Annotated in this window: 18 protein-coding genes and 1 pseudogene; 10 read left to right on the top strand and 9 right to left on the bottom strand. The window is 67.7% G+C overall.

Translation table 11 applies throughout. From position 1 onward, the window contains the following. The first annotated feature begins 115 nt into the window (after window positions 1–115). The 3 genes and pseudogenes from BLQ28_RS03320 (at window position 116) to BLQ28_RS33485 (ending at window position 4,225) form a co-directional block, all read left to right on the top strand. Window positions 116–886, top strand: coding sequence for a DeoR/GlpR family DNA-binding transcription regulator (locus BLQ28_RS03320; protein ID WP_093237117.1), 771 nt, complete (start codon window positions 116–118; stop codon window positions 884–886). Window positions 887–921: 35 nt separating this feature from the next. Next, on the top strand, window positions 922–2,418 hold the full coding sequence (gene glpK / locus BLQ28_RS03315; protein ID WP_093237116.1) for a glycerol kinase GlpK: 1,497 nt from the start codon (window positions 922–924) through the stop codon (window positions 2,416–2,418). Between the two features lie 238 nt (window positions 2,419–2,656). Then, a pseudogene (locus BLQ28_RS33485) lies at window positions 2,657–4,225 on the top strand (phosphoethanolamine transferase). Between the two features lie 24 nt (window positions 4,226–4,249). Here BLQ28_RS33485 and BLQ28_RS03305 read toward each other — a convergent pair. The 5 genes from BLQ28_RS03305 to BLQ28_RS03285 form a co-directional block, all read right to left on the bottom strand. After that, window positions 4,250–4,795 (bottom strand): prolyl hydroxylase family protein, encoded by a 546-nt coding sequence (locus BLQ28_RS03305; protein WP_256327184.1) that lies wholly within the window; start codon window positions 4,793–4,795, stop codon window positions 4,250–4,252. A 17-nt stretch (window positions 4,796–4,812) separates the two neighbouring features. After that, on the bottom strand, window positions 4,813–5,769 hold the full coding sequence (locus tag BLQ28_RS03300) for an alpha-E domain-containing protein (RefSeq protein WP_093237115.1): 957 nt from the start codon (window positions 5,767–5,769) through the stop codon (window positions 4,813–4,815). Between the two features lie 29 nt (window positions 5,770–5,798). Beyond that, on the bottom strand, window positions 5,799–7,313 hold the full coding sequence (locus BLQ28_RS03295; protein WP_093237114.1) for a circularly permuted type 2 ATP-grasp protein: 1,515 nt from the start codon (window positions 7,311–7,313) through the stop codon (window positions 5,799–5,801). A gap of 95 nt (window positions 7,314–7,408) precedes the next feature. Further along, the gene (locus BLQ28_RS03290) at window positions 7,409–8,254 is read right to left on the bottom strand and encodes an oxepin-CoA hydrolase, alternative type (RefSeq protein ID WP_093237113.1); all 846 of its coding nucleotides are present in this window, start codon (window positions 8,252–8,254) and stop codon (window positions 7,409–7,411) included. Between the two features lie 202 nt (window positions 8,255–8,456). Continuing rightward, complete coding sequence (locus BLQ28_RS03285) at window positions 8,457–10,892, bottom strand: DNA internalization-related competence protein ComEC/Rec2 (RefSeq protein WP_093237684.1); 2,436 nt, start codon at window positions 10,890–10,892, stop codon at window positions 8,457–8,459. Window positions 10,893–11,063: 171 nt separating this feature from the next. Between BLQ28_RS03285 and BLQ28_RS03280 the strand changes: the two genes are divergently transcribed. The 7 genes from BLQ28_RS03280 (at window position 11,064) to BLQ28_RS03250 (ending at window position 21,221) form a co-directional block, all read left to right on the top strand. Next, window positions 11,064–14,567 (top strand): transglutaminase family protein, encoded by a 3,504-nt coding sequence (locus BLQ28_RS03280; protein WP_093237112.1) that lies wholly within the window; start codon window positions 11,064–11,066, stop codon window positions 14,565–14,567. A gap of 72 nt (window positions 14,568–14,639) precedes the next feature. Next, window positions 14,640–17,459, top strand: coding sequence for a circularly permuted type 2 ATP-grasp protein (locus BLQ28_RS03275; RefSeq protein ID WP_371126558.1), 2,820 nt, complete (start codon window positions 14,640–14,642; stop codon window positions 17,457–17,459). Between the two features lie 127 nt (window positions 17,460–17,586). Then, on the top strand, window positions 17,587–18,402 hold the full coding sequence (locus BLQ28_RS03270; RefSeq protein ID WP_093237110.1) for a basic amino acid ABC transporter substrate-binding protein: 816 nt from the start codon (window positions 17,587–17,589) through the stop codon (window positions 18,400–18,402). Between the two features lie 30 nt (window positions 18,403–18,432). After that, complete coding sequence (locus BLQ28_RS03265) at window positions 18,433–19,407, top strand: transglutaminase family protein (protein WP_093237109.1); 975 nt, start codon at window positions 18,433–18,435, stop codon at window positions 19,405–19,407. Then, entirely contained in the window at window positions 19,404–19,862 is a 459-nt protein-coding gene (locus tag BLQ28_RS03260) for a RidA family protein (RefSeq protein ID WP_093237108.1), read from the top strand. Before BLQ28_RS03265 ends, BLQ28_RS03260 begins: the two co-directional genes overlap by 4 nt. Window positions 19,863–19,956: 94 nt before the next feature. Next, the gene (locus tag BLQ28_RS03255; RefSeq protein WP_093237107.1) at window positions 19,957–20,526 is read left to right on the top strand and encodes a nucleotidyltransferase family protein; all 570 of its coding nucleotides are present in this window, start codon (window positions 19,957–19,959) and stop codon (window positions 20,524–20,526) included. Between the two features lie 110 nt (window positions 20,527–20,636). Further along, window positions 20,637–21,221 carry a hypothetical protein gene (locus tag BLQ28_RS03250; RefSeq protein WP_093237106.1) on the top strand — a complete coding sequence of 195 codons (585 nt, stop codon included), beginning with the start codon at window positions 20,637–20,639 and terminating at the stop codon, window positions 21,219–21,221. Between the two features lie 39 nt (window positions 21,222–21,260). Here the strand turns inward: BLQ28_RS03250 and BLQ28_RS03245 are convergent, their stop codons facing one another. From BLQ28_RS03245 to BLQ28_RS03230, 4 genes are all read right to left on the bottom strand, one after another. Next, window positions 21,261–22,292: a hypothetical protein gene (locus BLQ28_RS03245; protein WP_093237105.1), complete on the bottom strand. Its 1,032-nt coding sequence runs from the start codon at window positions 22,290–22,292 to the stop codon at window positions 21,261–21,263. Next, window positions 22,289–23,209: a hypothetical protein gene (locus tag BLQ28_RS03240; RefSeq protein WP_176800999.1), complete on the bottom strand. Its 921-nt coding sequence runs from the start codon at window positions 23,207–23,209 to the stop codon at window positions 22,289–22,291. The genes BLQ28_RS03245 and BLQ28_RS03240 overlap by 4 nt, the downstream gene beginning before the upstream one ends. Before the next feature lie 132 nt (window positions 23,210–23,341). Then, window positions 23,342–24,112 (bottom strand): sulfite exporter TauE/SafE family protein, encoded by a 771-nt coding sequence (locus BLQ28_RS03235; protein WP_371126557.1) that lies wholly within the window; start codon window positions 24,110–24,112, stop codon window positions 23,342–23,344. 61 nt (window positions 24,113–24,173) lie between these two features. Then, window positions 24,174–25,088, bottom strand: coding sequence for a LysR family transcriptional regulator (locus BLQ28_RS03230; protein WP_093237104.1), 915 nt, complete (start codon window positions 25,086–25,088; stop codon window positions 24,174–24,176). Between the last annotated feature and the right edge of the window lie 4 nt (window positions 25,089–25,092).

Raw genomic sequence — 25,092 nt, 5'->3', positions numbered from 1 at the left:
TCCTTTGAGCGCGATTTTCCTCCGAGTTTTCCCTTAGTTGATTCGTTTTCTTTCGTTTTACAGTGACACGCGCTGTACCCTTGCCCACAGTCTTCCTGCCTTCCACGACGCCCCTGTGAACTCCAATCCGCGCCAGATCAACCTCCTGGACACCGTGCGCACGCGCGGGTCCGTCACCGTCGAGCAGCTTGCCGACATGCTTGGCGTGACGCTGCAGACCGTGCGCCGCGACGTGCAGCGGCTGGCCGACGAAGGGCTGCTCACGCGTTTCCACGGCGGCGTGCGCGTGCCCAGCTCGACCACCGAGAACATCGGCTACCAGCAGCGCGAAACCCTGCACGCCGAAGGCAAGGCGCGCATTGCCCGCCGCGTGGCCGAGCTGGTGCCCAACGACTGCTCGCTGATCCTGAACATCGGCACCACCACCGAGGCCGTCGCCAAGGCGCTGCTGCGCCACACGGGCCTGCGCGTGATCACCAACAACCTGAACGTGGCCACCATCCTGAGCGGCAACAGCGGGTGCGAGGTGATCGTGGCGGGCGGCTCGGTGCGCCCGCGCGACCGCGCCATCGTGGGCGAGGCCACCATCGACTTCATCCGCCAGTTCAAGGTCGACATCGCGCTGATCGGCGTCTCGAGCATCGAGGCCGACGGCTCGCTGCGCGACTTCGACCTGCGCGAGGTGAAGGTCGCGCAGACCATCATTGCGCAGGCACGCGAGGTGTGGCTCGCGGCGGACGCGAGCAAATTCAACCGGCCCGCGATGATCCAGCTGGGCACGCTGTCGCAGATCGACCGCCTGTTCACCGACGCGGAGCCGCCGGCGCCTTTTGCCCAGCTGCTGCAGGACGCGCAGGTGCGGCTCGAGATCGCACGCGACAACTGACGACAAGCCGACCCGCAAGAAAGAACGACGACCGAATGACGACCTACCTGCTCGCCCTCGACCAGGGCACCTCCAGCTCGCGCAGCATCGTGTTCGACCGCGAAGGCCACATCGTCGCCATCGCGCAGAAGGAGCTCACGCAGATCTATCCGCAGCCGGGCTGGGTCGAGCACGACCCGATGGAAATCTGGCGCAGCCAGCTCGCCACGGCGCGCGAAGTGCTGGTCAAGGCCAAGCTCAAGCCGAGCGACATCCACGCCATCGGCATCACCAACCAGCGCGAGACCACCGTGCTGTGGAACCGCGCCACCGGCCAGCCGGTCCACCACGCCATCGTCTGGCAGGACCGGCGCGCCGAGCCGCTGTGCGCGCAGCTGCGCGACGAAGGCATGAGCGACACCATCCGCGAGAAGACCGGGCTGGTGATCGACGCGTATTTCTCCGGCACCAAGCTGCGCTGGCTGCTCGACAACGTGCCCGGCGCACGCGCGCAGGCCGAGCGCGGCGAGCTGGCCTTCGGCACGGTCGACAGCTGGCTCATGTGGCAGCTCACGGGCGGCAAGGCGCACGTGACCGACGTGAGCAATGCCTCGCGCACCATGCTCTTCAACGTGCACACCAACGAATGGGATGCCGACCTGCTCGCGGCGCTGAAGATCCCCGCCGCGCTGCTGCCGAAGGTGCAGCCGTCGAGCTCGCACTTCGCCGACACCGACGCCGCATTGCTCGGCCATGCGCTGCCCATCGGTGGCGTGGCGGGCGATCAGCAGAGCGCCCTCTTCGGCCAGGCCTGCTTCGAGGCCGGCATGGCCAAGAACACCTACGGCACCGGCTGCTTCCTGCTGATGCACACCGGCAGCGCCTTCCAGCCTTCGCAGAACGGCCTGCTCGTGACCAGCGCCGCGCAGACCGACACCACGCCCCAGTACGCGATGGAAGGCAGCGTGTTCGTCGGCGGCGCCGTGGTGCAGTGGCTGCGCGACGGCCTGAAGGCCATCAAGGGCAGCGCCGAAGTGCAGTCGCTGGCCGAGAGCGTGCCCGACGCGGGCGGCGTGATGATGGTGCCGGCCTTCACCGGCCTGGGCGCGCCCTACTGGGATGCGGATGCGCGCGGCACCATCACCGGCCTGACGCGCGGCACCACCGTCGCGCACATCGCACGCGCCGCGCTCGAAAGCATCGCCTACCAGAGCGCCGCCTTGCTGCAGGCCATGAGCCGCGACGCGGTGGCCGCCGGCGGCAAGCCGGTGGCCGAGCTGCGCGTGGACGGCGGCGCGAGCGTCAATGACCTGCTGATGCAGTTCCAGGCCGACCTGCTGGGCATTCCCGTGGTGCGGCCCGAGGTGATCGAAACCACCGCGCTCGGCGCCGCTTACCTGGCTGGTCTGTCAACCGGCGTGTACAGCGACGCGCGCCAGCTGTCGAAGCTGTGGAAGATCGAACGGCGCTTCATGCCCACCATGGGCCGCGCGCAGGCCGAGGAATCGATGGCGCGCTGGGAGCGCGCGGTGCGGCAGGCCACCGCCGCCTGAAGCGGCTGCCACAGCCCTTTCTCCAAAGCCCTCCAAAGTCCCCCAAAGACCTCGCGGACATCGGGACACTGGGGGTGCGGCGCATGCGGCGGGGCAGAATCCGCCCGCCCCTCCGATCTGCAGCGCCGCCCTTTTGACAACCCCACCCTCCGAAGCGACCGCTCCCCGGAGCGCTTCCCGCACCCACGGACTGCTCGCCTGCGGCGTGGTCGGCGCCACCTTGCTGGCGCTGATCGCCATGGGCCACGATGGCCGCCGCACCGCCCAGCTCGCGGTGCTCGCCCTGCCCCTGGTGCTGTGGCTCGCATGGCCCCTGCGCAGCGCGCGCATGCGCCGCGTGCGCACCGTGGCCGTCTGGCTCTGGGCGATGGGCTTCGCGCTTGACGGCGTGGTGCGCGCCTACCTGCTCGACACCTACCAGGCTGCACCCGATGGCGCGATGGTGCTGGGCGCAGCCGCCAACACCAACGCACGCGAGAGCGGCGAATACCTGCAGATGCACTGGCGCTCCGCCGTCATCTGGTCGGGTGCGCTCCTCATCGCCGGCGCGCTGGTGGGCGTGTTCGCGCGGCGCGGGGCCGTGGCCGATGCGGCAGCGGCCTCCGCGCGCACTCGCCTGCCGTTCTGGACGCGGTCTATCGTGCTCGTGCTTCTGCTGGTTGCCTGCGTGGCGTATGCAAGCAAACCGTGGCGCCGGTTGCATCCAGCCATCTTCTGGACCCAGTGGTCGCACTCGGTGCAGACCTTGCGCGGCGCCTGGGCCAACCAGCAGGAAGTGCGCGACCGGTCGCTGGCGCAGGCCAGGGCCATGGCGCCCGTCTTCACCAAGGCCGGGCCGTCCACGGTCGTGCTCGTCATCACCGACAGCATCAACCGCGACAACATGGCGCTGTACGGCTATGGCCGCCCGACCACGCCGCGCCTGCTGGCGCACAAGGCGCAGGCCGGCGAGCAGATGGCGGTGCTGCAGAACGCATGGTCGGTCGACGCGAGCACCCTGCCCGCGCTGCGCAACATGTTCCATTTCGGCCTGCCCCAGGGCGAGAACAACGAGAACCCGCCGCACCTGCTGGCCCTGGCGCGCGCGGCGGGCTACAAGGTCTGGTGGATCAGCAACCACGACGACCTGGCCATCGAACAGCAGCACGCGCGCTTTGCCAACGTGGTGGACATGGTCAACCGCACACCCGGCCGGGCCAGCGCATCGCTCGACGGCGAGATCCTCGATTGCGTGCAGGAGGCGCTCGAAGACGCGAGCACCGACCGCAAGCTGGTCGTGGTCCACCTCATGGGCGCGCACCCGCACTACAGCCTGCGCTTTCCGGAGAACGCCAACCCGTTCGACGACCACGTCGACGCGGTGGAAACCGGTCTGGTGAACAACGGCCGCCCCGCCTAGGTACGCCGCTTCCGCCAGGAATACGACGCGGCGCTGCTGTATCACGACTTCGTGGTATCGGAGCTTTTGCAGCAGACCCGCAGCACCGGCAAGCCCGGCGACTACCGCGCTTGGATGTACCTGTCGGACCACGGCCAGGAGGTCGGACACGGCAGCGACCGCGCGGGCCACAGCCCCTCGACCGCTTCGGGCTACCGCATTCCGGCGGTGATCTGGCGCAATACCGGGGCGCTGCCGGCCGGTGCCGCAACGCAGCAGCCCTTTCGCGCGGACTGGACCGGCTGGACCTTGATGGACCTGCTGCACATCCAGTGGAGCGGGCAGAAGCCCGAGCGCGATGTGCTGGCGGAAGGCTACCGCTGGGAGGCGCCGAAGATTCCGGTGGCCGTGGAGTCGTTCTCGCGCTGAAGGCCTTGCGGCCTTGAAGATTCTTCAGGCCGGCGCGCCGTACAGCACATCGGAGCGCAGCACGTATTTCGTGCCCGCTTCGATGGCTGCGCCTTCATGCCACGTGTCGTGGATGAAGAGCAACGCCGCACCGGTTTCGGGCTTCACGCGGAACTCCCGGAAATCGGTGTCGCCGCCAATGAAGCCATCGTTCAGATAGACAAGCAGCGTGAGCTGGCTGGTAAGCCCGTCTTCATGCCAGGGGCCGTCCTTGTGCATCTTGAAGCGCTGCCCAGGCGAGTACCTGTAAAAGCGCAGATCCTTCGGCAGACCCTTGGGCACCTGCGCATCGATCTGCGGCAACGCCAGGCTGCCGAGCCGCTGCCACAGCAGATCGACCCAGGCCGGCGACGGCAGCATCGCGCGCTCGTTGTTGCGGATCATCGGCATGGCCTTCGGCCCATCCGCGGTGCGCACGCCCGCCGAGGCAAAACCCTCGCTCTCGGCCAGTGCAATAAGCTGTTCGCACTCTTCCGGCTCAAGAAAGCCTTCGATGGAAAAGGCGCGGGGCGAATGCGCCGTCAGCCGCATCGGCACACGCGCTGTTTTCAGTGCGCGGGGACCAGGAAGTCCTGGCTGATGCGCCCGCCCAGTTCGTTCACGCGGTCGAGGAACTGCGTGAGATAGGCGTGCAGGCCAGTGGCCAGGATCTCATCGACACGCGCGTATTGCAGGTCGGCCAGCAGCTTGCCGGCGCGGCGCTGCGTTTCGGCGCTCTGCTCGTTCTGCACCTTCGCGAGGTTGTTGACCACCTCGACCAGGCTGGCATGCAGCGAGCGCGGCATGTCGGCGCGAAGAATCAGCAGTTCGGCCACGCGCTCGGGCTTGATCACATCGCGGTACACCTTGCGATAGACCTCGAAGGCCGAGACGCTGCGCAGGATCGCGCTCCAGTGATAGAAGTCGTACTCTTGGTCTTCCTCGGTGGCGGCGCCGAAGAACTCGCTGTTGAGGGCGTGGAACTTCACGTCGACCAACCGCGCCGTGTTGTCGGCACGTTCAAGAAAAGTGCCCAGGCGCGAGAAATAGAAGGCCTCGTCCTGCAGCATCGTGCCCAGCGTCACGCCGCGCGAGAGGTGCGAGCGGAACTTGACCCACTCGAAGAACTGCCCAGGGTCGCGTTCGAAGTCGCCTGCGCGCAGCATGCGGTTGACTTCGAGCCAGGTGGTGTTCTGCGTTTCCCACGCCTCGGTGGTGAGCGCGCCGCGCACGGCACGCGCGTTCTCGCGCGCGGCCTTGAGGCAGGAGACGATCGACGAGGCGTTGCTCTCGTCCTTGACCATGAACTCCATCACCTCGTTGGGCGTGATCTGCTCGTACTTCTGGTTGTACCAAGGCAGCAGTTCGCTGATGGACAACACGCCCTGCCAGCCGTACTTGGCGACTTCGGCCGACTGCGGCAGCAGCGAGGTCTGGTAGTTGACGTCGAGCATGCGCGCGGTGTTCTCGGCGCGCTCGGTGTAGCGGGACATCCAGTAGAGGTGGTCGGCGGTGCGTGAAAGCATCGTTTGTTCTCCTAATTCCTTGCCTGCACTCAGACCGATGACGATTGGCTTTGCGACTGCGACTGCGACTGCGACTGCGCTGGGGCCTTGGGCTTGCGGTCGGCTTCGAGGATCCAGGTGTCCTTGGTGCCACCGCCCTGCGACGAATTGACCACCAGCGAACCTTCTTTCAGTGCCACGCGCGTGAGGCCGCCAGGCACCATCTGCACCTCGCTGCCCGAGAGCACGAAGGGGCGCAGGTCGATGTGGCGCGGCGCGATGCCGGCGTCGACGAAGGTGGGCGAGGTCGACAGGCTCAGCGTGGGCTGCGCGATGTAGCCGTCGGGCTTGGCGAGCACGGCCTTCTTGAAGTCTTCGATCTCGGCCTGCGTGGCGGCCGGACCGATGAGCATGCCGTAGCCGCCGGCGCCGTGCACTTCCTTGACGACCAGGTCCTTCATGTTGTCGAGCGTGTACTGCAGTTCGTCCTTGTTGCGGCACATGTAGGTGGGCACGTTTTTCAGGATCGGCTTTTCGCCGAGGTAGAACTCGACCATCTTCGGCACGTAGGGGTAGATCGACTTGTCGTCGGCCACGCCGGTGCCCACCGCATTGCAGATCACGACGTTGCCTTCGCGGTAGGCGCGCATGAGGCCGGCGCAACCGAGCGTGGACGTGGGGCGGAACACCTCGGGGTCGAGGAAGTCGTCGTCGACGCGGCGGTAGATCACGTCGACGCGCTTCGGCCCGCGCGTGGTGCGCATGTAGACGAAGTTGTCCTTCACGAACAGGTCTTGCCCTTCGACCAGCTCCACGCCCATCTGCTGCGCAAGGAACGCGTGCTCGAAGTAGGCGCTGTTGTACATGCCGGGCGTGAGCACCACCACCGTGGGCTCGGCCGTGGCGGCCGGCGCGCTGGCACGCAATGTTTCGAGCAGCAGGTCGGGGTAGTGCGCCACGGGCGCAATGCGGTTCTGGTTGAACAGCTCGGGAAAGAGCCGCATCATCATCTTGCGGTTTTCGAGCATGTAGCTCACGCCGCTGGGCACGCGCAGGTTGTCTTCGAGCACGTAGTACTCACCGTTGCCGTCGGCATCGGGGGCACGCACGATGTCGATGCCCGAGATGTTGGAGTAGACGTTGTGCGGCACCGTGACGCCCATCATTTCGGGGCGGAACTGCGCGTTGTTCAGGATCTGCTCAGCCGGGATGATGCCGGCCTTGATGATTTCCTGGTCGTGGTAGACGTCATGCAGGAAGCGGTTGAGCGCCGTGACGCGCTGCACCAGCCCCTTTTCCATGCTGTCCCACTCGTGGGCGGGAATGATGCGGGGCAGCAGGTCGAACGGAATGAGCCGCTCGGTGCCGGAGCCGTCTTCATCCTTGGCGCCGTACACCGCGAAGGTGATGCCGACCCGGCGGAAAATCATTTCCGCCTCTTCGCGCCGCGAACGCATCACCTCACCGGGTTGCTTCGCGAGCCATTGGTCGTAGCGCTTGTAGTGCTGTCGGATTGCAGCCCCTGCGTAGGGCAACTGCTCATACATCTCATCGAATTTGTGCATGGAACGACCAATCTCCTTGAGCCATAGCTTAGCAAGTTCAGGGCCAGTGAAACCCCTAATCTGCTGGCTGGAGACGGGCCGCGAGACTTTTCTTGCTACGGCTCGGAGCCTTCGTCCGGCACCCGCTTCTTGCGGGGCGACAGGAATTCCTTGATGCGTTCACCGCTTTCGTCGCTGTAAAGACTGGCGACGAAGGATTCACGCTCGGCCTCGAGCTGTTCGCGCCGGCTGCGGCCGCGTGCCGAGTGCACCAGTTGCTTGATGCGCGCCTGCACCTCGAACGGCCCGCGCGCCAACCGCTGGGCCCATTCGAGCGCTGTGGCGCCGGCGGTGCCATGCGGCACGACCTTGTTGACCACACCCCAGCCATGAAGCCGGTCGGCGGTAAACGGCGCGCCATCGAGCAGCATTTCAAGCGCGGCCTGCGGCGGCAGCGAGCGCGCGAGCGAATCGGTGGCACCGCCATCGGGTGTCAGCCCGACGTTCACATAGGACATCGCGAACTTCGCGTCCTCGGCCGCGACGATCAGGTCGCAGGCCAGGCACAGCGAAAAACCGCCGCCCATGGCCGCGCCTTCGACCGCGGCAATGACGGGCTGGGGCGCTTCCTCGATGGCCATGATCCATTCGTGCAACGCCTCGATGTGGCCATGCTGCTCGGCCGGCGGCAGCTTGCGCTGGCGGGCCAGCCGCCGCAGGTCGCCACCGCCGCTGAAATGCTCGCCCTCCCCGCACAGCACGATCGCGCGCACGGTGCGAAAGCCGGAGGTGGCCCGTATCGCCTTGGCCGCAGCGCGGTAGACCGATGGATTGATCGCGTTGCGGGCGGCGGGGTTGCTGAGCGTCAGGATCAGCACCGGGCCTTCGCGGTGCATCTTGAGCTTGGCGCCGGGGGCCGATGCCGCGCTGGCGCTGGTGATGGCGGGAACGGCGGCCGTCATGGCGTCCGCCTGGAAAGCCACCGCTGCCGCTGGCCGTTGTCGTTGCGCATCGTGTCCCCTGAATGTTGTGTATGCGTTGGATCGCTCCAACGGATCGGACTCCTCATTGCCAGACTCGGCAACCAATGTATCGCCGTTCTTTTGAGAATTTATTCACATTTCAAAGGTTTGTCGGCGGTCCTTCTCACCGGCGGATGCCGTTTCAGGGCAAGGCGTGTTGCCAATAGCGCGCACTGCGATCGCGCTCACAATCCACGTCGCCGGCGCGGGTGCTGCGCCAGAGGGCGGCGCCGCACCTGACGCTGTCGACCACCCGCGCTCCGCGCGCCTCGTAGCGCGCAACGACCTCCGCCGCCGGATGCCCAAAACGGTTGCGGTAGCCCGCCTGCACCAGCGCGATGCGTGGCTGCACAGCGTCGAGCAGCAATTCGCTCGACGAAGACTTGCTGCCGTGGTGCGGCACCAGCAGCACGTCAGCCGCGAGCGCCGCATTCCGCTGCACCAGCACGCGCTCCTGGTCGCGTTCGATGTCGCCCACCAGCAGTGCGGTCGCGCGGCCATTGCCGATGCGCAAGACGCATGAAATCGCATTCGACTTGACGCCAGCCCGGTAGTCGGAAGCCAGCGGATGCAGCACCTCGAAATGCACGTCGTCCCAGGTCCATTGCTGGCCGGCCTCGCACACCGCACCGGGGCGCAACGAACGCAGCGGGTGCGTGGGCTCGATGGAACTCAGCAGCGCGGCCTGTGGCTGCATTGCCAGCACGGCGGCAGCGCCGCCGGTGTGGTCTGCATCGCGGTGGCTCAGCAGCAGCATGTCGAGCCGCTCGCCCTGGGCGCGCAGGAGCGGCACCAGCACGCGATGGCCGGCATCGCTTTCGAGGCTGTAGCGCGGCCCGGCGTCGTAGAGCAAGCTGTGCGTGGCGGTGCGCACCAGCACCGCATTGCCCTGCCCGATATCGGCGGCCAGCAATTCGAACTCGCCGGCTGCGGGCCGCGGCGCCTGCCAGAGCAGCACAGGCAACAGGAGCGGCAGGCCCAAAGTGCGCAGCGACCAAGGCAACGGCATGGCGAGCAGCACGCCGCCCGCCACGCCGCACGCGGCCATCCATCCGGGCGGCGCGGCCACCGACAGCGTGGCATGGGGCAGACCGGCGCCCCACTGCAGCAGCACCGCGAGCACATGCACAGCCCAGGCCGCAAGATCCCACAGGGGCGCCACGGCCACGCCGAGCATGGCCAACGGTGTCACCACCAGCGTGACCCATGGAATCGCGATCGCATTGGCCGGCAGCCCCACCAGCGACACCTGCTGGAACAGCAGCAGGCTCAGCGGCGTGATCGCCAGCGTGATGACCCATTGCTCGCGCAACAGTTGCCACACCTGTGCCCGAATGCCCCGCTTCGCCGCGCCCGGCGCGGCGAGGTCGGTGGCAAACAGCACGCCCACGGCCACGAAACTGAGCCAGAAGCCGGCCTGCATCAAGGCCCACGGATCGAGCGCCACCACCACCGCAGCCGTCAGCAGCCACACGTGCGGCCAGGGCCAGCGCCGCCCTGCCAGGCGCAGCAGCGCGACGGTCGCCAGCATCCAGACCGTGCGCTGCGATGGCACGCCCCAACCGCTGAACAGCGCGTAGAACGTGGCCAGCAGCACGCCGCCGGCCAGCGCGGCCTGCTGCGCCGGCAGCCACAGCATCAACCGGCTGCTGCGGCGCCAGAGCAGGCCGACGATGTGCGCGGCCAGCCAGGCAAACATCGTCACGTGCAGCCCCGAGATCGACATCAGGTGCGCCACGCCGGTCGCGCGAAAGACATCCCAGCCGGCGCGGTCGATCGCACCCTGGTCGCCAGTGACCAGCGCGGCGATAACGCCGGCCTGCCCGCGGTCGGGCACGCGCTCGAACACCGCGTCGCGCACCGCCTCCCGCGCCCGTTCGATGGGGTGCAGCCATGTGATGCCTGCGCGCACAGGCGCCGCATCGCGCGCGCCGGTTCGCACATAGCCGTTGGCTTGCACGCCCTGCTCCCACATCCACAGTTCGCTGTCGAAGCCATGAGGGTTGAGGTTGCCGTGCGGCGCCTTGAGCCGCACCGTCAGGCGCCATCGCTCGCCGGCGTGCGGCGCGCCGACGGTGCTGGTGGAAGGCGTCCGCTCGTCGGAAGAGCGGCCCCACAGGCCTGTGTTCTCGGCATACCAGCCCAGGGCGATGCGCTCCGGCACGGCCGGCGGTGCTTCGGCACTGGCGCCGGTGCCAGCCCAGCGCGCCGACTCGACGTCGAGCCGAAAGCGGGTTGCCGCCTCGCCACGCTGCGGCATCTCCGACACCACGCCGGTGACTTGCAGGTCGCGCCCTTCGAGCGCCGGGTCCAACGCGCCGCCCGCATGGATCGCGGCACGCCAACCGGCCTGCCCCGCACCGGCCATCGTGCCGCACGCCAGCGCGACCGCCAGAAGCCCCTTGCCCGACCCGCGCCGCAGCATCGAAGAAGGCCGACATGACCATCCCATGACAACGACCGCGACAAGCAGCAACGCGGCATAGACCCACGCGCTCCAGAGCAGCGCTTGCTGCAATTGCAGGGCCGCGCCCCACACCGAACCGCCCAGCATGGCGAAGGCCCACGACCCGGCCATGGCATGGCCGGAAGCGCGCGACGGCGTCACCGAAGAACCTCGGAACACATGATGCAAACCCTCCCCGAACCCACGCTCAGTGGCGCGTTAATTGCTTGGCTTCTGGGCTAGTATGCGTCTCACCAGAGACATCTTTTCGATGCAATCTGCCAGTACTGCACACAAAAACGCATGTCCATTCACGCCGCACTCCACCACGTCACCCACTACAAATACGACCGCCTGGTGCAGTTGGGCCCGCAGGTCGTCAGGTTGCGGCCCGCGCCGCATTGCCGAAGCAATGTGATCTCGTACTCGCTGCGGGTCGAGCCCGCGGAGCACTTCGTCAACTGGATGCAGGACCCGTTCGCCAACTACCAGGCGCGGCTCGTGTTTCCCGAGAAAACGCGTGAATTCAAGGTCACCGTCGACCTCGTGGTCGAGATGGCGGTCTACAACCCCTTCGACTTCTTCCTCGAGCCGCAGGCCGAGAACTTCCCGTTCAAGTACACGGCCTCGCAAGCCGAAGAGCTTGCGCCCTACCTCGTCACCGAAACGCCCACGCCGCTGCTGGCCGCCTACCTCGACAAGATCGACCGCAAGACGCAGCGCACCATCGACTTCCTGGTCGGGCTCAACCAGCAGGTCCAGAAAGACGTCAACTACCTGATCCGCATGGAGCCCGGCGTACAGACACCGGAAGAAACGCTCACCAACGGCAGCGGCTCGTGCCGCGACTCGGGCTGGCTGCTGGTGCAGTTGCTGCGCCATTGCGGGCTGGCCGCGCGCTTCGTCTCGGGCTACCTGATCCAGCTCACGCCCGACGTGAAGTCGCTCGACGGCCCGAGCGGCACCACGGTCGACTTCACCGACCTGCACGCCTGGTGCGAGGTGTTCCTGCCGGGCGCCGGCTGGATCGGCCTGGACGCCACCTCGGGCCTGATGGCCGGCGAAGGCCACATCCCGCTCGCCTGCACGCCCACGCCGTCGAGCGCCGCGCCCATCGAGGGCGGCGTCGACGAATCCGAGGTCGAGTTCGGCCACGAGATGACGGTCACCCGCATCTACGAATCGCCGCGCGTCACCAAGCCCTATACCGAAGAGCAGTGGTCCGAAGTGCTGGCGCTGGGCGATGTGGTCGATGCACGCCTGAAGGCCGGCGACGTGCGCCTGACCATGGGCGGCGAGCCGACCTACGTAGCCACCAGTGATCGCGATGCGCCCGAATGGAACACCGACGCCCTCGGCCCCACGAAGCGCGGCTACGCCACCGAGCTGGTCCACAAGCTGCGTGCCGAGTACGGCAACGGCGGCTTCCTGCATTTCGGCCAGGGCAAGTGGTACCCGGGCGAGCAACTGCCGCGCTGGGCGCTGTCGATCTTCTGGCGTGCAGACGGCCAGGCGCTGTGGCACGACCCTTCGCTGTTCGCCGACGAGCGCTTTCCCACGCACTACACGAGCGAAGACGCGCGCCGCTTCACCACCGTGCTGGCCCACAAGCTCGGCCTGACCGAGCGCTACATCCAGCCCGGCTACGAAGACGTCTACTACTACCTCTGGCGCGAACGCCGCCTGCCGGTGAACGTCGACCCCTTCGAATCGAAGCTCGACGACGAACTCGAACGCGTGCGCCTGCGCCGCGTGTTCACGCAGAAGCTCGACGCGGTGATCGGCTACATGCTGCCCATCGAGCCCGGCAACGCCAACAGCGACGCCCCCGCGCTCGCCGGCCCGGCCTGGAAGACCGGCCCCTGGTTCCTGCGCGACGACCGCCTCTACCTGATCCCGGGCGACTCGCCCATGGGCTACCGCCTGCCGCTCGACTCGCAGCCGTGGGCCAGCAAGGGCGACTACCCCTACCTGATCGAGCGCGACCCGACCGCCCCGCGCGGCGCGTTGCCAAGTTCGGCCGACTACCGTGCGCGCTACAGCACGGGCACGGCCGGTGCGGCTGGCGCAGGCCTGGGCGACGTGCCCTACACCTTCGGCACACCGCCCGTGGTGCCCGCGTCGCTGCGCATGCAGCGCCCCGGCGATGCGGCGAGCGGCGATGCTGCGGCAGCAGCCGCCGCCGATGGCACCACCACCCGCCAACCCCTGCGCGGCGAATCGGCCCATTGGGTCACGCGCACCGCGCTGTGCGTCGAAGTGCGCGATCCGCGCCGCGCCAACGGTCCTTCGGCCGAGAAAAAGGGCAGCGCCTCAGGTGTGCTCTATGTCTTCATGCCGCCGCTCGCGCGCCTGGAGGACTACCTCGACCTCGTTGCCGCCGTCGAAGCCACCGCACAAGAGCTGGGCGTGAAGATCGTGATGGAAGGCTATCCGCCACCGCGCGATCCGCGCCTGAAGATGCTGGCCGTCACGCCCGACCCTGGCGTGATCGAAGTCAACATCCATCCGGCCCACAACTGGAAGGAACTGGTCGCCCATACCGAGTTCCTCTACAACGCCGCCTTCGAAACCCGTCTGTCGGCCGAGAAATTCATGACCGACGGCCGCCACACCGGTACCGGCGGCGGCAACCACTTCGTGATGGGCGGCGCCACGCCGGCCGACAGCCCGTTCCTGCGCCGGCCCGAACTGCTGGCCAGCCTGCTGCTGTATTGGCACAACCACCCGTCGCTGAGCTACCTGTTCTCGGGCATGTTCATCGGCCCGACCAGCCAGGCGCCGCGCGTGGACGAGGCGCGCAACGACCAGGTCTACGAGCTCGAGATTGCCCTGAAGGAGATCGCGAAGAACCGCGAGATCTACGGCCAGAACATGCCCGCATGGCTGGTCGACCGCACGCTGCGCAACATCCTGATCGACGTGTCAGGCAACACGCACCGCAGCGAGTTCTGCATCGACAAGCTCTATTCGCCCGATTCGAGCACCGGCCGCCTTGGCCTGCTGGAACTGCGCGCGTTCGAAATGCCGCCGCATGCGCGCATGAGCATTGCGCAACAGTTGCTGATCCGCGCACTGGTCGCCCGCTTCTGGGACGAGCCCTACAAGGCGCCCGTCACCCGCTGGGGCACCGAGCTGCACGACCGCTTTTTGCTGCCGACCTTCGTCAAGATGGACTTCGACGACGTCATCAGCGAGATGCGCCAGGCCGGCTTCGCGTTCGACCCCGACTGGTTCGCGCCGCACTTCGAGTTCCGCTTCCCGCTGGTCGGCCAGATGCAGGCCATGGGCGTGGAGCTGTCGCTGCGCAATGCGCTCGAACCCTGGCACGTGATGGGCGAGGAAGGCTCCGCCGGCGGCACGGTGCGTTATGTCGATTCGTCGCTCGAGCGCATCGAGGTGCGCGTGACCGGCCTGAACGAAAGCCGCCACGTCGTCACCGTCAACGGCAAGGTGCTGCCGCTGCAGCCCACCGGGGTGACCGGCGAGTTCGTCGCGGGCGTGCGCTACAAGGCCTGGAACCCACCGTCGGCGCTGCACCCCAGCATCGGCGCGCATGCACCGCTGACCTTCGACCTCGTCGACACCTGGATGAAGCGCTCGCTGGGCGGTTGCCAGTACTTCGTGGCCCACCCGGGCGGGCGCAACTACGACACCTTCCCAGTCAATGCCTACGAGGCCGAGAGCCGCCGCCATTCGCGCTTCACGCGCATGGGCCACACGCCCGGGCTGGTGCGCACGCCGCCGGCCACGATCGAGTTGCCGGGCAGCCGCGAATTCCCGTTCACGCTGGATCTGCGGCGCTGAGGGTGCCCTTAGCACATTGCCCGATCGGCCATGCCGTGACGGCAGTGTGACAATCCACCCCCTGTGGAACCTTTGAACGAATCCCTGTTCGACGCCCAGGCACTGGAGTTTCCAGCGGCCCTGGCGTCGGCGCTCGCACCGGCCGCCCTGCCCGGACATTTCGACGAACTGCGTGGACAAGCCACGGCGGCCGCCCCGGTGCGGCCCGTTTCGGGTGGCGCGCCGACGCCACCGCCAGCGCCGTTGCTGTACGACACGGCGGTAGAGCGCCCGGCGCCGCTGGCGCCATCGCCATCGCCATCGCCATCGCCATCGCCATCGCCATCGCCATCGCCATCGCCATCGCCATCGCAATCGCAATCGCAATCGCAATCCCAGTCGTCCTCGCAGCAGGCCCAGTCGCAGACGCAAACCCCGTCCCCCTCCAGCGAGCAGCCCCCGCTCACCCCCGCCTGGAACGCCTTCTTCGAACAGCTCGGCCCAGGCGGCTTCAACGACCTGCCCCGGCGCGCAGTCAGCCTCGAGCGGCAGATCCGCGACAACGGCGTCACCTACAACGTCTACGCCGACGCCAACGGCCCGCAGCGGCCGTGGTCGCTCGACCTGTTCCCGCTGATCGTCTCGCCCGAAAGCTGGAGCCAGATCGAAGCCGGCGTGCTGCAGCGCGTGCGCGTGCTCGACCGCGTGATGGCCGACGTCTACGGCCCGCAGCAACTGCTGGCCGAAGGCCTGCTGCCGCCGGCGCTGGTGCGCGGCCACCCTGGCTACCTGCGCGCGCTGCACGGCGTAAAGCCGCCGGGCGACACCTGGCTGCACATCACGGCCTTCGACCTTGCGCGCGGCCCCGACGGCAACTGGTGGGTGGTGTCGCAGCGCACCCAGGCGCCCTCGGGCCTGGGCTACCTGCTCGAAAACCGCCTGGCCATCACACGGCAGTTTCCGCAAGCCTTCGAGGCCCTGCAGGTGCAGCGCCTGGCCGCCACCTACAGCGCCATGATGGACGGCCTGCAGCGCATGTGCCCGGCCGGCGTGCCGCCGCACATCGCGCTGCTGACGCCCGGCCCGTACAACGAAACCTACTTCGAGCACGCCTACCTTGCGCGCTACCTGGGCGTGACGCTGGTCGAGGGCAGTGACCTCACGGTGCGCGACCAGCGGCTCTACCTCAAGACGCTGCAGGGCCTGCGCCCGGTGCACGGCCTCATCAAGCGGCTCGACGACCAGTTCCTCGATCCGCTGGAGCTGCGCCCCGACTCCACCCTCGGCGTGCCCGGCCTGCTGCAGGCCATTCGCGCCGGCAATGTGCTGGTGGCCAACATGCCCGGCTCGGCGTTCCTCGAATCGCCGGCGCTGCTCGGCTTTCTGCCGGGCCTGGCGCGTCGCCTGATCGGCGAAAAGCTCAAGCTGCCCGCGCTGCCCACCTGGTGGTGCGGCGAACGCGCCGCGCTCGAAGCGGTGCTGCCGCAACTCGGCGACTGCGCCATCAAGCCCACCTACCCCGGCTTCGAAGGCCGCGCCAGTTTCGATGCGGTGCTCGGCAGCCAGCTCGGTCGGCGCGAGCTCGACGAATGGGCCGGCCGCATCGTGCGCGAAGGCGATGTCCATACCGTGCAGGGCTACCTGCCGCTGTCGCAGATGCCGACCTGGGCCAACGACATGGGCCCCGGCCACATCGCGCCACGCGCGGTGCTGCTGCGCGTGTTCGCGGTGAGCGACGGCGCGCAGTCGTGGCGCGTGCTGCCCGGCGGGCTGGCGCGGCTCGCGGGCCCTGATGCGCAGATCGCGTCGATGCAGCGCGGCGGCAGCAGCGCCGACGTGTGGGTGCAGACCCATGGCGAGGTCGACCGCACCACGCTGCTGCAGCCGCACGCCACACCGGCCTCGCTGGCGCGGCACCGCGCGCCCGTCACCAGCCGCGCGGCCGAGAACATGTTCTGGCTCGGCCGCTACACCGAGCGCGCCGAAAACGCGGTGCGGCTGGCACGGCTCACGCTCAACCTGCTGGGCGGCGAAGACCAGTCGTCGCGCCCGCTGCTCGAATGGCTGCACCGCATGGCGCTGCGCAACGCGCTGGTGCCGGCCGGCGTGCCGAGCGCGCCGCAATCGCGCCGCGTGTTCGAGCGTGCGCTAGTGGCCGAGCTCGGCGACGCCGACAAGGGCGGCAGCGTCGGCTACAGCCTGCGCTGCATCCGGCAGGCGGCGGCGGCGGTGCGCGAACGGCTCTCGCAAGACAACTGGAACCAGATCGTGCGTGCCGAGACCGACTTCCTGCGGCGCGCCGCCGAGCAGGCCGGCGAAGGCAGCTTTGCCACCAGCGCCGCGCTGCGCGCCCTCGAATCCGCCAGCACGGCGCTGGCCGCCATGACCGGCGCGCAGACCGACCGCATGACGCGCGACGACGCCTGGCGGCTGCTGTCGATCGGCCGCCACATCGAGCGCCTGGGCTTCCTGTCGAACGCCCTGGAAGCCGGCTTCGACAACGGCGCCGTGCACGAGGTCAGCGGCTTCGAGGCCATGGTGGCGCTGTTCGACAGCACCATCACCTTCCACGCGCGCTACCAGCAGCGCCGCGACGTCGCCACGCTGGTCGACCTGCTGGTGCTCGACGCCGAGAACCCGCGCTCGCTCGCATGGGTCACGCAAACATTGCGCGGCCGCATCGCGCGGCTGGCCGGCAGCGCGCCCGGCAAGCTGACCGCGCTGTCGTACGAGCTGCCCGACCCGGCCACCTGGACGCTCGAGCACCTTTGCGCCGCCGGCCCCGACGCGAACTACCCCGCGCTCGTGCAGCTGCTCGCCAACTGCGAGACGGCGGCCTACCACGTGTCGGACGCCATCGGCACGCGGTACTTCACGCTCACCTCCGAATCGCTGCGCTCCGTCGGCGCGTGACCGGGCCCTTTCCCATGCATCGCGCACCTCGTGCCGCTTCGCACCTCCCCTCACCAGGGGCAACGTCCGCAGGCCGGCAAGGCCGGTTTCGCGGCGCTCCCCGATAACTCCAAGGAGACTTCCCATCATGGACATCAACCGTCGCTTCGCACTCACTGCCGCTGGTCTCCTCGCGGCGCTTGCCATTGCCGCCTGCAGCAAGCAGGAACCCGCCGCGCCTGCCGCCGCTTCCGCACCGCCGCCCCCGCCGGCCGCGGCGCGCGTGCTGGTGGTCGGCACCGACGCTGCCTACACGCCCTTCGAATCGCAGAATGAAAAGGGCGACGTCGTGGGCTTCGACATCGACGTGGTCAAGGCCGCGGCGGCCAAGGCCGGCATCGAGGTCAAGTTCGTCAACACGCCGTGGGAAGGCATCTTCAACTCGCTCGACCAGGGCGACCGCGACCTGCTGGTGTCGGCCATCACCATCACCGACGAGCGCCGCCAGACCATGGACTTCTCGCAGCCCTACTTCGACGCCCGGCAACTGATCGCGGTCAAGGCCGACTCGCCGGTCGTGAAGTTCGAGGACATCAAGTCGCTGAAGATCGGCGTGCAGAACGGCACCACCGGCGACGAAGTCGTGGGCAAGCTGCTGGGCAAGTCGAGCACCGCCATCAAGCGCTTCGAATCCACGCCGCTCGCGCTCAAGGAACTGGAAGCCGGCGGCGTGCAGGCCGTGGTGGCCGACAACGGCGTGGTCGTGCACTACCTGGCCAACAACGCGACGGGCGGATTCAAGACGGTGAGCGACGCGGGCTTCCCGGTCGAGCACTACGGCATCGCAGTCAAGAAGGGCAACGCCGAGCTGCTCGCCAAGATCAACAAGGGCCTGGACGAAGTCAAGGCCGACGGCACCTACGCCAAGATCTACGCCTCGTACTTCGGCGCCGAGTCGAAGTAAAAAGAAGCCCCCGATCCACCGGCCTGCGCGATGCTGCTTCACGTCACCCACGAAACCCGCTACGAGTACGCGCCGCCGGTCGAGACGGCGCAGCACCTGGCGCACCTGAAGCCGCTGGCCACCGACTCGCAGCGGCTGGTGAGCCACAAGCTCGCGATCGATCCGCCGCCCGCGCAGCGCAGCGAACTGCCCGACCTGTACGGCAACACGCGCGCCTTCTTCGCGCTCGAGGCCACGCACGACCGGCTGGTGGTCACGGCCGAAAGCGTGGTCGAGACCTCGACGCCGGTGCTGTCGCCGGCCATCGCGCGCGAGCTGCCCTGGGAGGCCGTGCGCGAGCGCTTCCGCTTTCGCAAGGACGCCACCTTCGATGCGGCCTCCGAGTTCGTCTTTCCTTCGCCCTACGTGCCGCGCCACGACGACTTCAACGCGTACGCGCGCGCCAGCTTCGTGCCCGGGCGCCCCACCTTCGACGTGGCGATGGACCTCACCGAGCGCATGTACCGCGACTTCGCCTACGACGCCGACAGCACCGAGATCAACACGCCCGCCGTCGAGGCCCTGGCGCAGCGCAAGGGCGTGTGCCAGGACTTCGCCCACATCATGATCGCGTGCTTTCGCACCATGGGCCTGCCCGCGCGCTACGTGAGCGGCTACCTGCTGACGCAGCCACCGCCCGGCCAGCCCCGGCTGGTGGGCGCCGATGCGTCGCACGCCTGGGTGTCGGTGTACCTGCCGGGCGAAGACGAAGGCGCCGAGGACACGGCCAGCGCCGGCGGATGGGCCGACTTCGACCCTACCAACGGCCGTCAGCCGGGCGAAGACTACGTCACCCTGGCCATCGGCCGCGACTACTCCGACGTCTCGCCGATGCGCGGCGTACTCCATGGCGGCGCACGCCACACGCTGCGGGTCGGCGTGACCGTGCAGCCAGTGGGGGAAGTGATCGAGGCGCTGCCCCAAACCGGAACACAATCGCAATCCCAAGACAAGGAAACTCCATGAGCGTTTACGACAAACTTTCCAGCCTCGGCATCACCCTGCCGCCCGTCTCCGCCCCCGCGGCCGCCTACGTTCCCTTCGCGCGCACCGGCAACCTCGTGTTCCTGTCGGGCCACATCGCCAAGAAGGACGGCAAGGTCTGGACCGGCCAACTCGGCGCCAACATCGGCACCGAAGAAGGCAAGCAGGCCGCACGCGCCATCGCCATCGACCTGCTCGGCACGCTGCACGCGGCCGTGGGCGACCTCAACAAGGTCACGCGCATCGTCAAGGTCATGAGCCTGGTCAACTCGGTCGGCACCTTCACCGAACAGCATCTGGTGACCAACGGCGCCAGCGAGCTTTTCGCCGAAGTCTTCGGCCCCGAAAAGGGCGCGCATGCACGCAGCGCCTTCGGCGTGGCGCAGATCCCGATGGGTGCCTGCGTCGAGATCGAGCTGATCGCCGAAATCGGCTGATCGCTTCTTTCGCACGTTCCCGCTTCGAGGCCTGACGGCGATGGCCGTCAGGCCTCTTTGCATTGCATCGCACTGCGCTGGACCTCATCGCCCCATGCCATTGACACCCACCGGCTTGATCGAGCAAGCCATGCAGGACCCGGTCAACGCCGCACTGCTTTCGCGCCTGCCCAAGCTCGGGCTTCGCCAGGGCTTCCTGACCGCCGGCTGCCTCTTCCAGGCGACATGGAACTGCCTGTCGGGCAAGCCGCCCGGCTGGGGCGTGAAGGACTACGACGTCTTCTACTTCGACGACGCCGACCTGTCATGGGACGCCGAAGACCTCGTGATCCAGCGCGTGCAGAAAGCGGTGGCCGACCTCGGCGTGAGCGTGGAGGTCAAGAACCAGGCGCGCGTTCACCTCTGGTACGAGCAGCGCTTCCAGTCGCCCTACCCCCGGCTCGGCTCCGCGCGCGACGGAATCGATCGCTACCTGATCGCATGCACACGCGTCGGCATCGACCTGGCCGACAAGACGCTCTATGCACCCGATGGCCTCGACGACCTTGCGGCGGGCATCCTGCGCATGAACCCGCTGCTTCCGATGCGCGAGCTGTTTCTCAAGAAGGCGGGCGACTATCAGGCGCGATGGCCGTGGCTGCAGATCGTGCAGCCCGGGCAATGACCGCTCTTCAGCTTTCTTGACTCGCGACACGCATGACGAAATAGTGCCGAAGTCGACGAAGTGATGGCCCCACGAATCATTTCTTCGCCTCCCTCTGGAGACTCAAGAAGATGAGACTGTTCCGGTCGCTTTGCGCCCTCGTGCTTGCCATCCTGGCCGCAGGTTCCGCCGGCGCGACGTCATGCGCCGGCAACAGCTCATTCCTTGAATCGGTGAAGTGGTATCGCGACCACGGCCGCCAGGGCCGGATCGTTCGGGCACGAGTGGTACCGACCGACACTGACGCATCGCTTCCCGCTCCAGACCCCTACCTTTTCAAGTTCGAGATCCTTGAATTCTTCACTGCCGGGAAGCGCGACGAAATCGGCACAAGACTCCAAGGCGGAGGCTGGGTCGTCGGATACCTGCTCAACCTGCCGCCCACGGGTCACACCGCCCTGCTCCCCAAAGGCTCCGAGTGGATCCTCCAGGTATGGGGCGAGGGACCATCGATGCGAAGCGACATGTGCAGCTCTATCCTGGAAGTTCGAGGCGACACGGTGCACGGGCTGATCCAGAACCCGGCAGGCACCCCGCCAGGATGGCGAAGCCGCGCGCTGGCGGAAGCCGACAACAAGGACGCATCGCAATCGATGCCGCTGGCCGACTTTCGCCGCGCGCTCGACAAGCTGAATGGAAGCCGGAAGACGCGCTGATCGTCGGGAAGGAACGCTGCACCCAGCGCGCAGAACCCGCTACTTGCGCTTCCAGCTCGACACGGTGATGAACACGCCGGTTTCCTTCGCATCGCGCAGGCGGACGCTGTAGCGCCCGGCGCCGTCGGTGCCGTTGAACACGATTTCGCGGCCGCCTTCTTCCACACTCGCGCCCTTCGCCAGTTCGCGATAGGCATCGACCAACGTGCCAAGCTCGGCATAGCTGCGCAGCGTCACTTCGGCATCGGGCAGCCTCGGCTCGTTGCGCTGCGATTGTTCGTACGCCGTGCGCATCGGCTTGCCCGCAAGGCCCTTGGGCATCACGATCTTGCCGGCGCTCGCCGTGCTGTTCACTTCGGCCGTCTGCACCAGCAAAGGCCGCAGCGAAGCCGGAAAGCCCGGCGGCAATTGCTCCACGCGCCAGCCCGGCACGTCCGGCTGGCCGGCGATGTATTCGACGCTCGCGATCTTCTGCGCGTCGGCCGCCTTCGCCGGGTCGTCGCTGTCGGCCATGGCTGCCAGGAACTCCGGCAGCGTCTTGCCCCACACGACCAATGGCTCCGCATCCGCCTGCTTCGCACCGGCGGGCTGGAAGATCGACAGCACCGTCTGCGGCGCGGGCTTGCACACCTTCGGCTTGTCGCCGGTCGGTGGCACGTTGCAATGACCGTTGACCAGCCCCAGCGCCACCAGCCGGCCTTCGGCGTCGAGCAGCATCGCGGCGCGCTCTTCGCCGTGGTCGCCGCCATTCACGGACGCGATCACCTTGCGGCCATCGGGCCAGACGGTGCGCGTGATGTCGTGCCTGGAGCGCATGCCTTCGAGCACCTGCTGTGCAATCAACGTATCGGCCTCGGTGTAGCTGCCGCGCGCATAGCCGACCATGGCGATGACGGCGCTGCGAATGCGCGGCTGCTCGCTCAGGCGCAGCGGCGGCGCGGGCAATTCGGTCGTGACGGGTCCACCCGACGAAGCCGCGGGTGCAGCGCCCTGCGCTTGGGCGCAGACGGCGCCTGCGGCACCGGCGAGCAGCAACAGCGAAGCGATGGTTTTGGGGATCAGTGCGTTCATTCGGAAATCTCGACTTCGATGTTGGTGATGGCCGGCATGTCCCGGTCGTGCTTCACATTGACGGAAAAGGCCACGCCCTTGCGCGTGCCGGCAACGTAGCCGCTGCGCGTGTCCAGCGCCGACTCCATCTCTTCGAGCGGCGGCGACAACTGCTTGTAGAAGGCCAGCACCTTTTCCATGCTGTCCGTGGTCTGCAGGCGCAGCACGCGCCGTGCCTTCGCGTCGCTCAACGCGTCCTGCGCGGTGCGGTAGATCAGCGACTTCGGGTACAGCGGCACCACGGCCGAAAAACCCTTCGGTCGCTCGACGGCGCGTGCGGCGGTGTGCGCGGCATCCATCGTGGCGTACTCGGTCTTCGCGATCTTCTCGCCTTCGCCGGACTGCAGTTTTTCGGGCACCTCGCGGCTCCATGCGACCAGTGGCTGTGCCTTGGCGCGGTCGAAGCCCGGACGCAGAAAGATCGAAAGCACCGCATGCTGGTCGTCCAGGCAACCAGCGGACGACGAGCCCGCACCGCACTGGCGATGCACCAGCGCCGCGGCCAGCACATCGCCGCTGCGGCCGTCGATCAGCACGGCGGCGCGCTCGCTGCCGCCATAGGGCCGGCGGTACGACGACAGCAGTTGCAGCCCGTCCGGCAGCGCTTGCTGCTTGCGGTCGCGGCGCGACGACAGTCCCGAGATCAGCTGCTCGGCCAGCAGGCCTTCAGGCCAGTAGTACGAGCCCGATGCCATGCCGGCAAAGCGGGTCAGCGCAAGATCGAGGGCGGGAGCGTTGGTGTCTTCCTGCACGCGGTCGGTGTTCAGCGTCAGGACAGCATCGGCGGCGAAGGCAGGGGCTGCTGCCGTGCCGATGATGGAGGAGAGAAGAAGAGCCAGGAAGGAGGGAGAAGCAGAGCGAGGTCGAGAAAGAGGCATGCAGAAAATGAGATGAACGATGCGCCTTGCCCGAGCGATGCCGGGCGAGTGCGGGCCTGGATTCTAGAAGGCGTCGCGCACGAAAAACGAGGCGCGACGCGCCCACCTCACGCGCTTCTTTCGTCGCCTTTTCTAACCGGCCACATAGCGATAGATCAGGAACGCACCCGAGCACAACACGGCCACGCCCACCACCCGGAGAAACTGCTCGCGCGACAGCCGAAGCGTGATGCGCCGCCCGACGGCCGTGCCGACCAGCATGGCCGGAAACAGCAGCACTGCCAGCCAGAGCATCGAAGCCTGCGCATACACGCCGGCCAGCAGGAACAGGATCGCCCGCGTGAGCGTGCTGAGCCCGATCAGCGTCGACTGCGTGACGCGAATCCGTTCCTTCGCGGCGATGCGGCCCGACAGATAGATCGCATAGATGAAGCCGCCGCTGCCGAACATCGCCGAGAAGATGCCGCCGACGAAACCGAACGGCAACGCCGCACGCGACGACAGTTGCGACACCGGCTTGATGCCGCTGAGCGAGTACAGCGCATAGGCCACCGCGAAGATGCCGAGCGCCAGCAGCATCAGTTGCGGCCGCCCGAGCAGCAGCAAGGCCGCGCCCACGAGGCTGCCCACCGCCATCACCGGCACCAGCCGCCGCAGCTCGGCCATGTCGGCCGAGCGCGCATCGCGGCTCACGTTGGTCACCGCCGCGAAAAAATCGAGCAGCGCCAGCAGGGGCACCACGCTCGCCACCGGAATGAAGTTGGCCAGCACCGGCCCGGCGATCAGCGCCGTGCCGAACCCTGCAATGCCGAAGATGATGTAGGCCGCGACGACACCCGTGCAGACGATGGCGAACTCAAGCGGCGTGACGGGCAAGGCATTGGCGATGGCATCCATGCCCATGAATCTAGGCACTTCGCCCGCTTCACGCCAATGCCGAATGCGGCGGGCATCGATCTCGAAATCAGCTGAATCCGGGCTGCACAGGCTGCATGCCGGCGCGCAGCGACGCCACCAGGTCTTGCGCCAGCTTCGTGCCTTCGGCTCGCGACAACACCAGCACCGTGGTGTGGCTGTCGCCCTCGTCATCGAGCGCGAGCAGGTGCACACCCTCGGGTGCCATTCGCCCCATCGACGCCGGCACGATCGCGATGCCGAACCCGGCCTGCACCAGCGCCAGTTGCGACCATTTACGCGATCGCACCTGCGCGCCCGTCGGGTGATAGCCATGCGCGCGGCACAGTTCGGCCACGCGATGGCTCAGCCCGCCGCGTTCCAGATGCGGCGTGGCGACGAAAGGCTCGTCGCGCAGTTCGGCGATGCCCACGCTTTTTCTGTTCGCCAACGCATGCACGGCGGGTACCGCCACGACCAGTGGCTCCGAAAATATCGGCGCGTGCTGCACGCCGGGGTAGCGCCGCAGCAAGGGCTCGCGCGCCAGGCCGACGTCGGCGATGCCCTGCTCGATGTCCAGCGCCTGATGTTCCGAGGCGCGCTGCGACACCTCGATGGACACACCCGGACAGCGATGGGCATGGTCTTTCAGGCACGCCAGCAGTGCATCCGTCAGCGGCACCGAACTCGAATGCAGGAGCTGCACCGTGCCCTCGATGCCTCTTTGCGCATGGCGTGCACTGACGGCGGCGTCGTCGAGTGCGGCAAGGATGCGGCGCGCATCGCCATACAGCGAGCGGCCGGCCGGCGTCATCTCCAGGTGCCGCGTGTCGCGCGCCAGCAGCGGCACCTGCAGGTGCGACTCCATTTCCTTGACCTGCCGGCTCAGGGCCGACTGCGCGATGAACAGGCGCTCGGCCGCCAGGCTGAAGCTGCCCGCGTCGACGATGTCCACGAAGTAGCGAAGCTGTTTGTGAGTGAGCATGAAA

This window comes from Variovorax sp. EL159 (assembly GCF_900100965.1).
Classification (GTDB): Bacteria; Pseudomonadota; Gammaproteobacteria; order Burkholderiales; family Burkholderiaceae_C; genus Variovorax.
Note: the sequence above shows the minus strand (reverse complement) of the source record. Positions and strands in the feature narration are given on the sequence as shown.

Coding starts and splice junctions, on each gene's coding strand:
- BLQ28_RS03245 (WP_093237105.1), bottom strand. CDS start 22,292: ATGAACGCACTGATCCCCAAAACCATCGCTTCGCTGTTGCTGCTCGCC.
- BLQ28_RS03290 (WP_093237113.1), bottom strand. CDS start 8,254: ATGACGGCCGCCGTTCCCGCCATCACCAGCGCCAGCGCGGCATCGGCC.
- BLQ28_RS03280 (WP_093237112.1), top strand. CDS start 11,064: ATGTCCATTCACGCCGCACTCCACCACGTCACCCACTACAAATACGAC.
- BLQ28_RS03260 (WP_093237108.1), top strand. CDS start 19,404: ATGAGCGTTTACGACAAACTTTCCAGCCTCGGCATCACCCTGCCGCCC.
- BLQ28_RS03230 (WP_093237104.1), bottom strand. CDS start 25,088: ATGCTCACTCACAAACAGCTTCGCTACTTCGTGGACATCGTCGACGCG.
- BLQ28_RS03285 (WP_093237684.1), bottom strand. CDS start 10,892: ATGGCCGGGTCGTGGGCCTTCGCCATGCTGGGCGGTTCGGTGTGGGGC.
- BLQ28_RS03255 (WP_093237107.1), top strand. CDS start 19,957: ATGCCATTGACACCCACCGGCTTGATCGAGCAAGCCATGCAGGACCCG.
- BLQ28_RS03270 (WP_093237110.1), top strand. CDS start 17,587: ATGGACATCAACCGTCGCTTCGCACTCACTGCCGCTGGTCTCCTCGCG.
- BLQ28_RS03250 (WP_093237106.1), top strand. CDS start 20,637: ATGAGACTGTTCCGGTCGCTTTGCGCCCTCGTGCTTGCCATCCTGGCC.
- BLQ28_RS03295 (WP_093237114.1), bottom strand. CDS start 7,313: ATGCACAAATTCGATGAGATGTATGAGCAGTTGCCCTACGCAGGGGCT.
- BLQ28_RS03240 (WP_176800999.1), bottom strand. CDS start 23,209: ATGCCTCTTTCTCGACCTCGCTCTGCTTCTCCCTCCTTCCTGGCTCTT.
- BLQ28_RS03300 (WP_093237115.1), bottom strand. CDS start 5,769: ATGCTTTCACGCACCGCCGACCACCTCTACTGGATGTCCCGCTACACC.
- BLQ28_RS03305 (WP_256327184.1), bottom strand. CDS start 4,795: ATGCGGCTGACGGCGCATTCGCCCCGCGCCTTTTCCATCGAAGGCTTT.
- BLQ28_RS03265 (WP_093237109.1), top strand. CDS start 18,433: ATGCTGCTTCACGTCACCCACGAAACCCGCTACGAGTACGCGCCGCCG.
- glpK (WP_093237116.1), top strand. CDS start 922: ATGACGACCTACCTGCTCGCCCTCGACCAGGGCACCTCCAGCTCGCGC.
- BLQ28_RS03235 (WP_371126557.1), bottom strand. CDS start 24,112: ATGGGCATGGATGCCATCGCCAATGCCTTGCCCGTCACGCCGCTTGAG.